At 66.5% G+C, this 16,914-nt stretch carries 11 protein-coding genes and 1 pseudogene; 2 read left to right on the top strand and 10 right to left on the bottom strand.

The genetic code is table 11. The features are described 5' to 3' along the window. On the top strand, positions 1 to 223 hold a 223-nt coding region (locus KA248_14110), incomplete at its 5' end, for a KTSC domain-containing protein (protein ID MBP7831042.1). 79 nt (positions 224 to 302) lie between these two features. Here the strand turns inward: KA248_14110 and KA248_14115 are convergent. The 10 genes and pseudogenes from KA248_14115 to gap all read right to left on the bottom strand — a co-directional run bounded on the left by KA248_14115 (position 303) and on the right by gap (position 15,882). Next, positions 303 to 1,412, bottom strand: a complete 1,110-nt coding sequence (locus KA248_14115) for an ABC transporter ATP-binding protein (protein MBP7831043.1) — start codon at positions 1,410 to 1,412, stop codon at positions 303 to 305. Continuing rightward, positions 1,301 to 2,281, bottom strand: coding sequence for an ABC transporter ATP-binding protein (locus KA248_14120; protein ID MBP7831044.1), 981 nt, complete (start codon positions 2,279 to 2,281; stop codon positions 1,301 to 1,303). Before KA248_14120 ends, KA248_14115 begins: the two co-directional genes overlap by 112 nt. A 168-nt stretch (positions 2,282 to 2,449) precedes the next feature. Beyond that, complete coding sequence (locus KA248_14125) at positions 2,450 to 5,467, bottom strand: hypothetical protein (protein MBP7831045.1); 3,018 nt, start codon at positions 5,465 to 5,467, stop codon at positions 2,450 to 2,452. A 418-nt stretch (positions 5,468 to 5,885) separates the two neighbouring features. After that, positions 5,886 to 6,800, bottom strand: a complete 915-nt coding sequence (locus tag KA248_14130; protein MBP7831046.1) for an ABC transporter permease subunit — start codon at positions 6,798 to 6,800, stop codon at positions 5,886 to 5,888. 698 nt (positions 6,801 to 7,498) lie between these two features. Next, a complete protein-coding gene (locus KA248_14135) occupies positions 7,499 to 8,545 on the bottom strand; it encodes an ABC transporter permease subunit (protein ID MBP7831047.1) in 1,047 nt (348 codons plus the stop codon). A gap of 42 nt (positions 8,546 to 8,587) precedes the next feature. Continuing rightward, entirely contained in the window at positions 8,588 to 10,357 is a 1,770-nt protein-coding gene (locus KA248_14140) for an ABC transporter substrate-binding protein (GenBank protein MBP7831048.1), read from the bottom strand. 7 nt (positions 10,358 to 10,364) lie between these two features. Beyond that, positions 10,365 to 12,098: a hypothetical protein gene (locus KA248_14145; GenBank protein MBP7831049.1), complete on the bottom strand. Its 1,734-nt coding sequence runs from the start codon at positions 12,096 to 12,098 to the stop codon at positions 10,365 to 10,367. 114 nt (positions 12,099 to 12,212) lie between these two features. Beyond that, positions 12,213 to 12,659, bottom strand: a complete 447-nt coding sequence (gene secG, locus KA248_14150; GenBank protein ID MBP7831050.1) for a preprotein translocase subunit SecG — start codon at positions 12,657 to 12,659, stop codon at positions 12,213 to 12,215. Positions 12,660 to 12,686: 27 nt separating this feature from the next. Next, positions 12,687 to 14,759, bottom strand: a pseudogene (locus KA248_14155) (triose-phosphate isomerase). 100 nt (positions 14,760 to 14,859) lie between these two features. Beyond that, on the bottom strand, positions 14,860 to 15,882 hold the full coding sequence (gene gap, locus KA248_14160) for a type I glyceraldehyde-3-phosphate dehydrogenase (GenBank protein ID MBP7831051.1): 1,023 nt from the start codon (positions 15,880 to 15,882) through the stop codon (positions 14,860 to 14,862). Between the two features lie 206 nt (positions 15,883 to 16,088). Here gap and thiD point away from each other — a divergent pair, with 206 nt between their 5' ends. Then, positions 16,089 to 16,913 carry a bifunctional hydroxymethylpyrimidine kinase/phosphomethylpyrimidine kinase gene (gene thiD / locus KA248_14165; GenBank protein MBP7831052.1) on the top strand — a complete coding sequence of 275 codons (825 nt, stop codon included), beginning with the start codon at positions 16,089 to 16,091 and terminating at the stop codon, positions 16,911 to 16,913. Position 16,914: the final 1 nt, after the last annotated feature.

Raw genomic sequence — 16,914 nt, forward strand, 5'->3', positions numbered from 1 at the left:
GGTCGCCTCGGACGTGATCAGTCTCGTGTACTACCGGGCCGACCAGGACACGCTGACCCTCGCCTTCCGGAACGGGCCGGTCTACGAGTACAGCGCGGTGCCGGCGTCCGTGTTCTACGGGCTCATGGATTCGCAGAGGAAGGGCTCGTACTACAACCAGCGCATCCGCGGGCACTTCCCGTCGCGGCGGCTGGCACTGTCGGCGCCCGGCGAGGAAATCTGAACGGGGCCGGCCGCCCGCGCGCCCCCGGCACGAGCCGGGGGCCCCTCGTGCCGGACGGGGCGAAAAGGTTCCGCGCCGATCACGAAACCGGGGATAGCAAGGAATCGGGCGGCCGCGGTGGATACAGGTGGCAGTTCACCTGCCGGCCCTCCGTGGTGGCAGTCGGAGGGTAGTCCCGCTGGCACGCTGCCATGGCCTTCGGACAGCGCGCGTGGAATGGGCAGCCGGAGGGCGGATTCAGGGGCGAGGGCGGCTCGCCGGGCAGGACCAGCGCCCGGCCTCGCGGCCGGCCGGGCACCAGAACGGCCGCGAGCAGGGCCTGGGTATACGGATGCAGGGGGCGGTCCATGACCGCGCCCGCCGGGCCCTCCTCGACGATCCGACCGAGATACATGACGGCGATCCGGTCGCTCAAGTGGCGCACCACGCTCAAGTCATGCGAGATGAACAGGTAGGACAGCCGGTACTTCTCGCGCAGGTCCATGAGCAGGTTGATGACCTGCGCCTGCACGGAAACGTCCAGCGAACTCACCGGTTCATCGCACACGACCAGGGACGGGCGCAGCGAGATGGCGCGGGCCAGGCTGATGCGCTGGCGCTGCCCGCCGGAAAATTCAAACGGATAGCGATACAAGGCCTCGGGCGGGAGCCCCACCTCCGCCAGCAATCGCGCGCCCTCATCCTCCCGCGCCCCCTGGAGCAGGCTATGCTCCTGTATTCCTTCCGTCAGAATATCCAGCACGGTCAGGCGTGGATTCAACGACGCCACGGGATCCTGGAAAATCATCTGGAGATGTCGGCCCGCGCGCTTGCGTTCGGCGCGGGAGAGCGTCTTCATGTCGGCGCCCTGGAACAGGATGTGCCCCGAACGGGGCCGCTCCAGGCCGACAATGCTTCGGCCCAGCGTCGTCTTCCCGCAACCCGACTCCCCCACCAGGCCGAGCGTCTCGCCCTCCATGACGTGCAGCGACACGCCGTCCACGGCCTTGACGTGGCCGACGACGCGGTTGAGCAACCCGCGGCGAACCGGGAACCAGGTCCGCAGGTCGCGGATTTCCAGCAATGGAGCGCCTCCCTTCACGGGCCGTTCACCGCCTCGTCCAGGAGAAAGCACGCGGCGCCGCGCCCCTCGCCCCGCCTGTACAGGGGCGGCTCCGCTTGGCGGCACCGCCCGAAAACTTTCGGACATCGATCGGAGAACCGGCACCCCTTCGGATAATTCAGGGGCGACGGGACCTGGCCGGGAATGGCTTCCAGCCTTCCGCCCGGCACCTGCGCGGACGGCATGGAGCGCAGGAGCCCCTGCGTGTAGGGATGCAGCGGCCCACGGAACAAGGACTCGGCCGGCCCCTCCTCCACCACGCGGGCCGCGTACATGACCACCACCCGGGAGCACATAGCCCAGACCGCGCCCATGTCGTGCGTGATCAGGAGGACCGACGTGCTCCGGTCCTTCATGTCGAGCAGCAGGTTGAAAATCTGGGCCTGGATGGTGACGTCCAGCGCCGTCGTGGGCTCGTCGGCGATGATTAGCGCCGGCTCCAGCATGAGCGCCATCGCCAGCATGACGCGCTGCCGCATCCCGCCGGAGAGGTGGTGAGGATAGGCGTCCATGCGCTCGGCGGGCGCGGGAATGCCGACTTTTTTCAACCACTCCGCGCCCAGGCTCCACGCGGCGCGTCGCCCGATTTTTCGATGCATCCGGAGCGTCTCGACCAGTTGATCGCCGACCCGGTGGAGGGGCGACAGCGCCGTCATCGGATCCTGGAATACCATGCTGATGGCCTGGCCGCGCACGCGCCGCAATTCGTCTACCGGCATGGATAGCAGGTCCCGGCCGCGGAACAGGATGGAGCCGGACTCAATGCGGCCGGGCGGGGACGGGATCAGCCGCAGGATGCTCAACGCCGTGACCGTTTTCCCGCAGCCGGACTCGCCTACCAGGCCCAGCACCTCGCCTTCGCCGATGTCGAACGAAACCCGGTCCGCGGCGCGCAACCGGCCCTCGTCGGTGTCGAAGGCAACCGTCAAATCCCGTATCTGGAGCAGCGCGGCCATGGGTTCCGCGGCGCATTGTCACAAATCGACGACAACCTTTGAATCCAAAAAGGGCCCTCCGCCGCAATCTTTCCGACATGCAAGGGCCGTAGGGGCGTCGCTGGCGACGCCCGAGGGCGCCGACAAGCGGCGCCCCTACATGAGGGAGGCATTACCCGCCGACAGGCGCTAGTCCAAGGAAACTTTCAGCCGGTAGTAACGCTGCGAGACGTCGGGCGCGACCGCGTTGGTCCACGACGCCGGGCCGGTCTGGCCGGCGCGCCAATCCTCGACAACGGGCTGCTCGACCGAGGAGGTAAGGTTGGTGAGGTAGTAAATCGAATAGTAGCGGCCCGAGATCGCCGGCCAGGCTACGATCACCTGCTCGACGGCCGCCGCGGCGGGCTCCAGTTCCAGCCCGGAATCCGAATCCGTCGGGTCGGTACCGGCGATGTACTCCTGCCACGCCGCCAGTCCGTCTTCATCCGTGTCGCTCAACTCCGCCGCGTCGTAGTCGTTGGTCGCCGGGTAGTACTCCGCGAGCCACGGCTCCGGTGTTCCACACGCCGCCATGACCTCGGTGAAAGCCGCGTACAGTTGCCGCGGGCGATCGAGGGAAACGGTCATAACAGTCAAATTGGTGTCGCCCTGCGTGTCGCCGCTCCAGCCCGCGAAGCAGTAGTGTTCCGCCGGCGCCGCGGTCACGGTCACGCTCGCGCCGAAGGCATACCAGTCGCTGCCCGGCCCGAGGACCGCGCCGTTCGTCCCCGCGGTCCGGGCGAAGTAGAAATTCGTCGTCCAGCGCCAGGCCAGCGTCGAGTCATTGGTCAGCGAAAAAGACGTGTTGGTCAGCGCGCCACTGGCGGGCACGCTGCCCGTTCCCGTCCACCCTGCGCACACATACTGCGTCTGGCCGCTCACCCACGGCGATCCGCCCACCGAGGCCGCGACCCATGCCCCGTTGGTGAACCAGCTCACCCCGGCCGCGGGCGATGGACTGCCATGCGGGGTCGCCACGACCAACGAATTCGTCGCGGCCGCCTCGGGCAGCGTCACGTTCGCCACGGAGGAATAGTCGCCGGTGCCGCCCGGGGACACCGCCCGCGCCCGGAAGTAATAGGTGGCGAGCGACGTCAACCCCGTTACGGCCTGGCTTGTGCTTGAAACCGTGCGGTTCGAATACGCCGGCAGATAGCACGGGCCCGCGCTCTCCATGCGCGTGATCAGAACGTTGTCGATATAGCAGCTATCCTGCGACCGCGCGGACATGTACCAGCGCACGTACTGCGCTCCCGCAAGGTTCAGGGGGATGTTGGTCTGATACGGCGTGTTGTCGATGGTCCCGCCCGTGCCGTTTTCCACAATACTCGCGCGATCGATCCAGTCGGTTCCGTTGGAGGACGTCTGGACAAGCGTGGTCCAACTGCCCGGATCCGAAGAGGTCCGGATGTAGAAGCTTAAAACGCCGGGATTCGTGCAGGCCGGGGCCAGGATCCAATCGCCGACGCCGTTCATGCCGACGCAGCGCGAATTCGTGACCCCTCCGGAGGAGTATTGAATGGAGCTGTTGTGGGTCCACCCATTGATCCAGGTCGTCCCGTTCCACGCCTGGAAATCCTCGTCCAGCAGCACCTGCCCGCCCAGGTCCACAAAATCCTCGCACAGGCCCACGTCCAGCCGGTAGCTCGTCGCGCCCGGTACCGCCGTCCACGCGGCCGTGAAGCCGGCGGCATTGGTCTCGCTCGCCCAGATCGCGGCCGGCGCCGCCGGCGGGCCCTCGATGACGGTCACGCCCACGACCTGTGTCGCGACGCCCGCGCTGTTGCTGGCCGTGAACGTGAAGCTCCGCGCGCCGACATCCGCCAGCGGCGGCGTGTAACTCAACTCCCCCGTCGCCGGGGTGAAGCTGTAACCTGATGAAGCCGTGGTGCTGCGCAGCGCCAGGACCGGCACCGGGTAGCCGGACGCGCTGACCGTGAAGACCAGGGCCACGCCCGTCGTCGCGGTCTGCGTCCCCAGCGGATTAAACGACGGCGCCTCCTCTCCCGCCGCCACCTGGCCGGTCACGACATAGGCGCCCAGGACACCGTACGCCGTGTATCCGCTGCGCGTGGAGCTGGTCGGGGCGCCGGCCCCGGCGGGATAGACATGCGCGAAGTAGGCGCCCGCGCTGACGGACTGCGTGACGGACGCGTAGGCCGCCGCCGCCACGTTGTTCGAGGCCAGCACCGTTCCATTCGAAGCGCACAACAACAAGACGAGATCGCTGTTGCCGCCCCACGTGCCGTTGGTGCACCGGTACGGGACCGCGGAAAGCACCACGGAGCCCGCGCCGGAAAAAAGCGAAAACACATCGCGATCCGATGTCCGTCCGACCAGGCCGGTGCCCGTCACGCTCAAGCCATCGACGGCCATCGGCGTCGCCGCCGCGCTGTTGCTCCCGTGGTCGTCCGCCTTGTACGCCATCTTGGCGGAGATGATCGCCAGGTCGTCCTGCGTCTGGTTGGCGTCGTAATACTCGCCCTTGCTCCATTGGGAGAGGTTGCGCCCATACGCCGCGCCCATGATCGGGCCCCAGGAGGCCGCGTTCGTGGTCGCGGCATGGCCGTTGAAGTACTCCTGCGTCGAGGAGCCGTCGTGGCTCAAGCCCAGGTTGTGGCCCAACTCGTGAGCGGCCGCCTCGGCCGTGGCGGCATACGAGTCCGAGGACATGATCGTGACCCACGCCGGCGAGTAGCAACTGGAGGCATTATACGAGTAGCTGGAATCGTTGAACACGTCTACGTACGCAATGCCGCCGTAGCCGTAATGCGGGCAGCGCTTGCCGTCCAGATCCGTGGTCGGCGTGATCAGGGCGTGGCCCACCCGCCGATACCACGACGCGGGCTGGACCGTGGTGACGTTGACGTCGAACGGCGCATAATCCTCGGCCACGCGCTCCCATATCTGCTTGATGTAACGCTGCTCCAAGTCGCTGAACGTGGTGTTGTCGCCATCCGTGTCGAACGGCGTAGTATTCCACACGGTCTGGGTGTAGGCCGTGTTCCACATCGTGTTGGAAACGACGTGGCCGTTGAAATCCAGGAACAGGACGTTCGTCGAGCCTGGCTTGCTGCTGTACGCCGGCGGGCTGCTCACCGGAATCGAAGCCAGCAGGCCCGGGATCGGATCGCCAACCGTGCCGCCATCGACGGCCGGCTCTTCCAACTCATCCTGGCGAAGCCCGCCAAAATCACAGACGTAGAAAATCCCCCCTCGCGGTCGGCCCGCATGGAACGCAGATCATTGCGGTGAAACTGGATCGACTCCAGTTTGGCCAGCGCGCGGCCCCGGGCGTCTGGAGACAGGGATTCGACCTGGCTGCGGAGGACACCGGCCGGGAGGTCTTCCAGGCGAACGCCCCGTCCCCCGCCGAAAACGCCCCGGGCATCCGGTCCGTATTCCCGGATTTGAGCGACGGCCGGGCCGCCGAGGGCAAGGGAAGCGAGCAGAACGAAGCTCGCCCGCTTAATGTAGAAACGCCCCACTCGTCCCCTGGAGAGGTTGCTCACGGCTCGATCATACCCTTCACCCAAAAAGCAGCATATTCCGGGCCAAGGAGATGAAATCGCGCCGAGAAACCCTGTTATTCCAGTCGGGAATAGCGTCTCGGGTCGAAAGCCGCACGAACGCCTTCGCCGATGAACACGCCGAGCAGCATGACGAGGAACAGGGCCAGCGACGGGTACAGCGAAAGCCACCAGGCCCAGTTATACTCCTGGGCCTGGGCGAGCATTTCGCCCCAGCTGGGCGTCGGCGGGGGCATGCCAAAACCGAGATAATCCAGCGCCGCCAGCACCCCGACGGCGCCCACCAGCGAAAAAGGGAAGAAGGTGACCACGGGAACGAGCGCATTCGGCAGGATATGCCGGAAAATGATCTTCCACGCGGGCAGCCCCATGCACCAGGCCGCCTCGACAAACGGCTGCTTCCGCAGCCGCAGGAACTCGGCCCGCATGTAGTAGGAGATGCCGACCCAGTTGAAAATGCCGTAGCAAATTAGCAACAGTGCGAAGCTGCGCCCGAACACCGACCCCATCAGGATCAGGATGTACAGGAAGGGCAGCGACTCCCAGATTTCAATCGCGCGCTGGCCCAGCAGGTCCACCCACCCGCCGTAGTACCCTTGGACGGCGCCGACCACGACTCCCGCGATCATCGTGACGGCCACGAGCAGAAGCCCGAACGTCAGGGACGTGCGCAGGCCGTACAGGATGCGCACCAACACGTCGCGCCCGGCGCTGTCCAGCCCGAGGGGATGTCCCGGACACGGCCGCCAGGGATAGGTGACCGACTCCTTCTGAAAGGCCGCGCGAAGCCACCGCTCACCCTCCTGCCAGCGCTCATCCGCCACCGGCCCGTCAAAGCGCGCCCGCGCCCGGTCAAGTAGAACTTCCCTTTGGGACTCGTCGAGGGCGCCCCACAAGGGATGTCGGCCGGCCGCCACGCCGCCGTCCCGGCCGACCCGCAGCTTCTCGGTCGCGGCGCGCCCCTCTTCCATTTCGCGAAGCAACATACGGACGGACGCCGGCGCCGCGCGCCGCGGCGTGTAGGTCGACAGGGAAAGCAGCCCGACGCGCCCGTTCGGCAACGGGCTCTCCACCGACACGGACACAGCGGCCCGGTTTTGGAATCGCGCGGACAGCCCGTCGCGGACGGCGCCGGGAAGCTCCACGAAGCGCTCCACTTTTGTCCCGGCCAGGTCCGCGTCCGGAACGCCGAGGAAGAAGGCGCAGCCCTCGGCGGAGAGGATCGTTCCGTCGGGCGCCAGGCTGACGGCGCCAACCGCCGCCTCCCGGGTCAGCGTGAGCAGCACCTCATCGGGCACCGCGATGGAGTCCGGGCTCACGGTCTCCAGCGGGCCGAAGGGAATGAGCGGAAACACCATCCGGTGGCCGGGGTCGCTCCGGAAAGCCTCGCTGGCGGCGATCCGCTTGTAGTCCGGCCGGGTCATGCGCCCGCTGCCGGTGAAGAGGTCGTCGGGATAGAAACGCAGCAGCGGGAAGAAGGATCGCCCCCGGTAGCGCACGAAGAGGGGCTGGTTGCCGGCGACGAGTTCGGAGACCAGACTGATCCCGTACAGGGCGACCAGGATCCAAAGCGACCCCCATGCGCGGCGCGTCTCGCGGAACCGGCGCAGCCGCTTCTGCGTGACCGGGTTCCGCCCGCGCCGCCGGCGCAGCTCCTGGACGGCCGCCGTCATGACGAATTCCGGAACGAGATGCGCGGGTCGATCAGGAGGTAACAGAAATCGGAAAGCAAGCGCCCGAGCAGGCCGAGGATCGCCGTCGCCGAGAGGATACCCATGAAGACCATGTAGTCCCGGCTGACGATGGCATCGAGGCTCAAGCGGCCCATGCCCGGGATTTCAAAGACGCGCTCGATCAGGACGGAGCCGGCGAACATGATGGTCAGGATGCCGCCGAACCCCGTCGCGATCGGGATCAGCGCGTTGCGGAAGGCGTGCCCCCAGATGGCGCGGGTGCGCGTGGCGCCGCGGGCCAGGACGGTCCGGATGTAGTCCTGGCCGATCTGCTCGAGCAGCGAGTTCTTCATCAGCAGCGTCAGCACGGCGAAGTTTCCGACCATGTAGCAGAGCACCGGAAGGAACATGTGCTGGAACAGGTCCTTCGCCTTCCCGCCGAAGCTCATCGCCGCGAAGCCGGACGAATGAAAACCCGAGACCGGGAAGATATCCCAGAAGGTCTCCGTCACCCCGCTGAACAGCACCTTCAGGACCATGCCGAACGCGAACGGGGGGATGGCGTACCCGATGAAGACGATGAGGCTGGAGGCCAGGTCGAACGTCCCGCCGTGGCGCAGCGCCTTGGCGATGCCCAGCGGGATGCACACGAGATAGGTCAGCACGAATCCCGTGATCCCGAACACCAGCGACACCGGGAACCGCTTCACGATCAACTGCCAGACGGTCTGGTTCGGATACTTGTACGACTCGACCGCGAGCCCGATCCGGTCGTGGACCAGCCACTTCCAGTACCGCTGCGGCAGGGGCTTGTCGAAACCGAAGTGCTTCTCGAGGGCCTTCCTCTGCTCCGCGGTAATCGGCCCGGCCGCGGAGGACATGCGGTCGCCCGACCCGCTCCCCACCCCGCGCATCTGCAGGATCACCTGCTCGACCGGCCCGCCCGGCACGAACTGGCAGAGGCCGAAGCTGAAGAACGTGATCCCGATGAAGGTCGGGATCATCAGGAGCAGGCGGCGGAGGATGTAGTCGAGGCGGTCCACGGAAGGGATTTCGGTGTTCGGTGTTCGGGAGAAGCTTGTCTTTCAAGGCTCTCGGAAGGCTTCGTCGAACCGGACCTCTGCCGGCTTGCGCGGCAGGGGGAGGCCGTCCTGCATCGCGTCCTTCAATTCGGCGGCCGCATCCTCGTCGTACCACCAGTACCAGTACGCCGCCCGCTCGTCGCCGTACTTGCCCAGCACGGTCGGCGGGGCGCCGAACTTGTTCCAGTAGAGCAGGCGCGTGTAGTTGATGTTCCAAAGCAGGATGTACGGCACCTCCGCGGTCAGGAGGCGGTCGATACGGCGGCAGATGTCGTGGCGCTCCGCGATGTCGAAGTTTTCGCGCTGGCTGGCGATCAGGGCGTCCACCTCGGCGTGACGGAACCCGGTGATGTTCTGGCCCGACGGCTTGTCCGCCTCGGCGGAGGACCACATCGGCTCGGGATCCTTGCGCAGCCCGCCGCTCCACGCGGCCCAGGTCATGTCGTAGTTGAACTCGTCCATGTCCTTCGCCCACGCCGCCCAGTCCTTCTTCTCGATCTCCATCTCCAGGCCGGCGTCCTTCAGGGCCTCCTGGTAGATCACGAGGAACTTGTCCGTCGCCGCGTCGCGGGACAGGAAGCGGAAGCGGAGCGGCTTCCCGTCCTTCTCCCGCAGGCCGGTTTTCGAATTGACCGTCCACCCGGCCTCGGCCAGCAGCTCGCGGGCCCGCTCCTTGTCGAACGGGATCGGCTCGTTTTCGCAGGGATGCTCCGGGCCGTAGAGGTCCTCGAAGTAGGAGCGGTGCAGGAAGTACTGGTTGTGCATCAGGGTCGCGTTCATCGTTTCGCGGTCGAGCAGGTGCGCCAGCGCCTTGCGCACCCGGAGATCGTCGAAGGGCGCGCGCCGGCCGTTCATCGCGAAACCCTGGAACCCGATGGGATTGTAATTGAAGACCCGCTGCTTGATCACCCAGTTCTTCTCATAGCGCTCGCCTGCGGTCTGCGTCGCCCACAGGTGCGCGGTGTAGACGGGGAAGAGGTCGATTGCGCCCTTCTTGAACGCCTCGAACGCGTTTTCGCGCTCGGCGAAGAATTTGAACACCAGGGTCTGGAAATTGCCGACGCCCCGGGCCCGCACCGAGCCCCGGTTCCACCAGTCCTCGCGCCGCTCCAGCTTGGCCAGCACGCCTTCCTGTATCTCGCCCAGCCGGTAGGATCCGGAGACCACCGGGAACTCGAAGTTGATCTTGTTGAAGTCCGCCTCGGCGAACGCGTGACGGGGCAGGATCAGGTAGCTGGCCAGCGCGTCGAGGTTCTGCCAATGAATTTCCTTGGCGCGGAACCGGATCGTCCGCTCGTCGAGCACCTCCGGCGACTCGAAGCGGCCGAGGAACACCTTGTGCGGGCCGGTGATGTTTTCCGGCTTCATGACGGCGTCGAAGGTCCACTTCACGTCCTGCGCCGTGACCGGTTTGCCGTCGCTCCACGCCGCGCGAGGATCGATCCAGAAGGTGAACGTGCGCTTGTCCTCCGAGATGGACCACCGCTCGGCGAGGCCGGGCTCGTAGTCCAGCGTCAGCGGGTGCTGGCCCAGCAGCGTCTCGTACATCGCCCCGAACAGCTCGGCCGAGAACACGTTCTGGTCGAGGTAGTAGTTGAAGCTCTTAGGGTAGTCGCCGGCATAGATGGCGATCTCGCCGCCCGGCACGGCGTCCGGGCTGGCCAGGGGATTGGGCTGCTCCTTCCAACCCGGGCGGGGGAAGACATCGTCGGCGGCGCGGGCCGCCGGGACGGCCAGCAGGAGGAAGGCGAAGGCCAGCAGGATTTGTTTCATGGAGGGTTCAGGGTTCGGGGTTCAGGGTCTCATCGACAGCATAATACTTTTCCATGCCGTACGGGAAGTCGTGGTATTCGTAGTGCCGCGCCCAGGGCTGGAGCAGGACACAAGCCGCCGGGTGATGCGTGAAAATCCAGGGACAGTCCTCCTGGACGATCGCGGCCATCCGCCGGTAGAGCGCGGTCCGCTCGTCCGAGTCCGGCATCGCGCGCGCCTGTTCGTACAGCCGGTCGTACTCGGGATTACGGTAGTTGCTGCGGTTGGAGCCGGGCGAGGCGTTGGGACTGTAGAAGAGCTGCAGGAAGTTCTCGGCGTCCGGGTAGTCGGCGATCCAGCTCAACCGGAAGAGCTGGACCTGGCGCCGCTCGATCCGCCCGATGAACGTCGGCCAGTTGCTGTACCGGGGTTCGATCACCACGCCGATCCGGTCCATGAACTGGATAAAGAGATCGGTCGACTGGCGCATCTCCGGGTTGTCCGCCTGCCCCAGGTCCAGCGTCAGGACCAGGCGGCGCCCCGTCCGGGGATCCACGCCGTCCGGGTAGCCGGCCTCGGCGAGCAGGCGCCGCGCCCTTTCCAGATCGAACGGGAACGGCCCCTCGCCCTCCGGCGCGCCGGCGACGCCCGGCGGGATGGGCCCGTTGGGCCGCAGGATGCGCCCGTTGTAGAAACGGGTCCACTCCCCCGTGTCGAACGCGCAGGTCAGCGCCTGGCGCAGCAGCTTGTTGGTCCCCACCACGGGATCGTCCATGTTGAAGCCGACGTAGAACAGGTCCAGCGTCGACGCACGGATCATACGGATGCCGCGCGCGGCCAGCGCGGGATCGAGTTCGCCGCCGGCGCCCACCACCGCGTCCCAGTTGTCCCGCGACACGGGCGACGTCTCCAGGCGCCCATCGAGGAACATCAGCCAGGCCGTCGCGGGATCCCCGATGACGTATTGCACCACGCCGTCGAGGGCCGGGATCGGTTGTCCCTCCGCGTCTCTATCGACCCGTCCCGCCGCGGCCCAGGCCGGGTTACGCGCGAACTCGATCCGGTAATTCGGACGGTAATCGGCCAAAATGAACGGCCCGGTGCCGACGGGGTGCCTGTCGAATTCCGTCCCGTAATACTCGACGGCCTCGCGCGGCACCGCGGACGCGTACGGCATGGTCAGCACCCAGAGCAACTGCGGATAAGGCCGCGTGAGGCGGAGTTGAAGCGTGTGGGGTTCCAACGCGATCAGGCCCTCGACGCGCTGCGCATAGTCCGTGGGCTCGTCCCCCGCCGACGACGCGCGGAAATCGTCAAGCCCGGCCAGGCGGTCGCGGAAAATCCAGTAGCCGGAGGCCGCGGTCTTGCGGTCCGCGAGGCGCTTGATGGAGTAGACGAAGTCCTCCGCCGCGAGTTCGCGCCCCTTCCCGCCGGGGAAACACGGATCGTCCTGGAAATGGATCCCGCGGCGAAGGCGAAACGTATAGGTGAGTCCGTCGGGCGAAACCTCCGGCAGGTCCTCGGCCAGCAGCGGTTCGACGCGGTAGGGCCGGTCGCGGTAGCCGTACTGCAGCAGCCCCTCGTAAATCCGGCTGACGGCCTGCGCGGAGGCGACGTCCGCCGCGCGGGCCGGGTCCAGCGTCCGGATGCGCGCTGTCTGGCTGCGCCAGGCCCGACCGGGACCGGTTTCCGGCCGTGGCCCGCAGGAGGCAAGCAGGAGAAGGCTGAAGATGGAAACTGGAAATTTGAAAGTGGATATCACGCGGCCGCTTCTCCAATTTCGAGTTTCCAATATCCATATCCCCTGAAACAAACCACCCCCCCGGCTTTCGCTCGGGAGGGTGTGGAAGCCCGCGCCGTCACGCGGCGGCTCGCTCTATTCCGCGGCCGGGGCCGGCTGGGGTGTGGCGATCGGCGCCTCCACCGGCATCGCGGCGGACGGTTCCATGGGAGCAACCGGCGGCTCCACGGGAAGTTCCTGCAGGCCCATGCCGGCCGGGGCCGAAGGGGCCGGACCCGTGATCGGGCCGGAAGGTCCGACCGGAGCCGCCGGCGGGCTCATCTGGCTGCTCATCAGCGACTGGACGCGCTCGCCGGAAAAGGCGATGCCCAACAGCACCGTGTTGACCATGAACACGGCGGCGAAGATCACCGTGAGTTTCGTCAGGATGTTGCCCGCCCTCGAACCGAACAGGCTCTCGCCCATTCCCGCGCCAAACGCTAGGCCCAGTCCCTCGCTCTTGGAGCGCTGGATGAGAATCAGACCGATCAGCGCCAGGCTGCAGATCACTTCGACCGTCACCAGCAGTATTCGAATCAACATGAGAATCCCCGCTTTCCGTTCACACCATTACAGCGCGCCGCGGACGATGGCAAGGAAAGACGCCGCCTCCAGGCTCGCTCCGCCGATCAGCCCGCCGTCGATGTCCGGCTGGTGGAACAGCTCGGCGGCGTTCGACGCCTTGACGCTGCCGCCGTACTGGATACGGACCGACTGCGCGATGTGATCGTCGGACAGTTCCTTCAGCACGCGCCGAATGAACGCATGGACCTCCTGCGCCTGCGCTGGAGAGGCGGTCTTGCCCGTGCCGATGGCCCAGACCGGCTCGTAGGCCACCACGGTCTTGAGCAGGTCCTGCCCGCTCAAGCCCGCGAGGCTGCCGCGCACCTGCGCGCCGACCACGGCCTCCGTGCGGCCGGACTCGCGCTCCTCCAACAGCTCGCCCACGCACACGATCGGGAGCAGCCCCGCGGCCCGCGCCGCCTTGGCCTTCCTGTTGACGATCTCGTCCGTCTCCTTGAAGTACTGGCGCCGCTCGCTGTGCCCGAGAATCACGTAGTGGCAGCCCAGTTCGCGGATCATCGGGGCCGCGATCTCGCCCGTGAACGCGCCGGATTTCTCCCAGTGCATGTTCTGGGCGCCCAGGTCCAGCTTCGAGCCGGCGATCGCCTGCCCGACGGCTTGCAGCGCGGTGCTGGGCGGGCACAGGACGACGTCCACGGCGTCCAGGCCCTGCATGCCTGCCTTGATCTCCGCGACGAGGCCTTGCGCCTCCGCCACGGTCTTGTTCATCTTCCAATTACCGGCCACGATGGGTTTGCGCATGGGAGGTTCCAGGGTTCAGGTTTCAGGTTTCAGGTTTCAGGAAAACCATTCACTATTCACTTACTTATCCGTCAACGCCACGACGCCGGGCAACTGCTTGCCTTCGAGGAACTCCAGGCTCGCGCCGCCGCCCGTGCTGATGTGGCTCATCTTGCCCGCCAGTCCGCTCTTGTTGACGGCGCTGACGCTGTCGCCGCCGCCGATGATGCTCAAGCATTTCGTTTCGGCCACGGCCTTGGCGATGGCCAGCGTGCCGGCGGCAAACGGGGCCATCTCGAAGCAGCCCATCGGGCCGTTCCAGACAACCGTCTTCGCCTTGCGGATCTCGGCCGCGAACAGCTCCGCGCTCTTCGGCCCGATGTCCAGCGCCATCCACCCGTCCGGCACGCTCTCGCCGACCGTCTCGATCTGCGCCGCGGCGTCGAACTTGTCGGCAATGACGTTGTCGACGGGCAGGAGCAGCCGGACCTTCGCGGCCGCCGCCTTGGCCAGGATATCCTTCGCCAGGTCGACCTTGTCCTCCTCGACCAGGGACTTGCCCGTGGCGAGGCCCTTGGCGCGGTAGAACGTGTAGGCCATGGCGCCGCCGATGACCAGGGCGTCCACCTTGGTCAGGAGGTTGGTGATGACGGCGACCTTGTCGCTGACCTTGGCGCCGCCGAGGATCGCCACGAACGGGCGCTCCGGACTGGCCAGGGCGCGGCCCATGAAATCGATCTCCTTCTCCATCAGCAGGCCGGCGACGTTCTTCTTGTAGAACTGGCACACGATCGCCGTCGAGGCGTGCGCGCGGTGCGCAGAGCCAAAGGCGTCGTTGATGTAGATCTCGCCGTCCCCGAGGGCGGCCAGCTTCTTCGCAAAGTCCTTCTGCTTCGCCTTCATCTCGGCCTTGGCGGCCTTCTTCTGCTCCTCCGGGGTGTCGTCGGGCAGCTTGACCTTGCCCTCTTCCTCCTTATAGAAGCGCGTGTTGTCCACCAGCAGCACCTCGCCCGGCTTGAGCGCCTGGGCCAGGGCCAGCGCCTCCGCGCCGATGCAGTCGCCGCCGAACTGGACGGGACGCCCCAGGAGTTCCTGCAGGCGGCCGGCCACGGGCTTCAGGCTGAACTCCGCCTCGAACCCCTTCCCCTTCGGCCGGCCGAGGTGGCTCATCAGGACCAGCGAACCGCCCTGATCGAGCACGTGCCGGATCGTCGGCAGCGCCGCCGTGATGCGGGTGTTGTCGTTGACGATCCCGCCCTTGATCGGCACGTTGAAATCCACCCGGCACAGCACGCGCCGGCCCTTGAAGTTCACGTCGCGAATGGTCAGCTTGTTCATCGGTTTTCTTCTCCCGCTCATCCGGCCGCCGCACGCCATGCGGCGCTACAAGGCTGTAGCGCGCCACGGCGTGGCGCGGCGGGCCGGTTCGTGGCATCCATCACTTCGCGGACGCCATGTACACGATGAAGTCCACGAGCTTGTTGGAATAGCCCCACTCGTTGTCGTACCACGAGACGAGCTTGACGAAGTTGGAGTTCAGCATGATGCCGGCGCCCGCGTCGAAGATCGACGTGCGCGCGTCATGGTTGAAGTCGGACGACACCACCTCGTCCTCCGTGTAACCCAGGATGCCCTTGAGCTCGCCTTCCGACGCGGCTTTCATGGCGGCCTTGATCGCGGCGTAGGCGGTTTCGGCGTCGGCGCCCGGCGCCTTCTCGAGGCGGCAGGTCAGGTCCACGACGGAAACGTTCAGGGTCGGGATGCGGAACGCCATGCCGGTCAGTTTGCCCTTGAGGGCCGGGATGACCTTGCCCACCGCCTTGGCAGCGCCCGTCGAGGACGGGATGATGTTGCCGGCCGCCGCGCGGCCGCCGCGGAAATCCTTCTTGCCGCCCGGGCCGTCGACGGTCTTCTGCGTGGCCGTCGTCGCGTGCACGGTCGTCATCAGGCCTTCCACGATGCCCCAGTTGTCGTTCAGCACCTTGGCCACGGGCGCCAGGCAGTTGGTCGTGCAGGAGGCGCAGGACACGAATTGCTCGCCCTTGAAGCTCTTGTGGTTGACGCCCATCACGAACATCGGCGTATCGTCCTTGGACGGGGCGGACATGACGACGAACTTCGCGCCGGCCTTGATGTGCCCCTCGGCCTTCGCCTTCTCCAGGAACAGGCCCGTCGATTCGCAGATGTACTCGGCGCCGACTTCGTTCCACTTCAGGTTGGCGGGATCCTTCTCCGCGGTGAGGCGGATGCTCTTCCCGTTGACGATCAGCGCGCCCTCGCCCGCCTTGACCGTGCCCTTGAACGGGCCGTGGATCGTGTCGTACTTCAGCATGTACGCCAGTTGCTTGGCGTCGAACAGGTCGTTGATGCCGACCACTTCGACGTTCGGATTCTCGACGGCCGCGCGGAAGACCAGACGCCCGATTCGGCCAAACCCATTGATACCCAATTTGATAGCCATTTCCTGCTTCTCCATTTGTTTGTTCGTGACCGGCCCCGGGTAGGGACCGGGCCGATAGCCCATGGTTAAACGGAGCCGACACCATACAGGATGGGTCCCGGGTCGTCAATGCCGCTCTTCTTCTGAACGTCAATCGCTTTTCCGGGCGACGCGACGGCTCGTGGTCCCGGCTTGACGCAACGCGTTTTCCCGCTAGGCTGCGACGCGTGAACGATGAATCCCAGGATCCGGATGTGCCGGTGGCCCTGACCATCGCCGGTTCGGACAGCGGCGGCGGCGCGGGCATCCAGGCGGACCTGCTGACCTTCGCGGCCTTCGACGTGTTCGGCACCTCGGCCCTGACCTGCGTGACGGCCCAGAACCCGCGCGAGGTGACCGGCATCCAGGCGCTGCCTCCCGAGTTTGTCGCCCAGCAGATTAAGACGGTCTGTGATGCCTTCCCGGTGGCGGCGGCCAAGACGGGGATGCTGTTCTCGTCTCCCATCATCCGGGCCGTGGCCGCCGCGGACGTGCAACAGGGCATTCCCATCCTGGTCGTGGATCCGGTCATGGTCGCCGCCTCGGGCGCGCGGCTGCTGGAGCCGGAGGCCATCGAAGCGTTGTGCGGGGAACTGCTATCGCAAGCGCGCGTGATCACGCCGAACCTTGACGAGGCGGCCATCCTGTGCGGCCATCCCATCGAAAGCGTGGAGCAGATGCGCGAAGCCGCGCGGGAGATCGGGGACCGCTATGACGTGGCGTGCGCGATCAAGGGCGGCCACCTCGCGGGCCCGGACATCACCGACGTGCTTTACGACGAGGGACAGGAACTGATCCTGACGGGCCCGCGTCTCGCCGAGGCGGAGACGCACGGGGCGGGCTGCGCGTTCTCGGCCGCGGTCACGGCCGGCCTGGCCAAGGGCTGGCTGCTGGAGGACGCGGTGACGCAGGCGCGCGAATTCGTCCGCCGGGCCATGGAGTCGGCCCGGTCGGCGGGCACGCACCGACCGCTTTATTTCCTCGCAAACATCGAGCCCGAAGCAAGCGATTGAA

The organism is Kiritimatiellia bacterium, assembly GCA_018001225.1.
GTDB lineage: Bacteria > Verrucomicrobiota > Kiritimatiellia > CAIQIC01 > JAGNIJ01 > JAGNIJ01.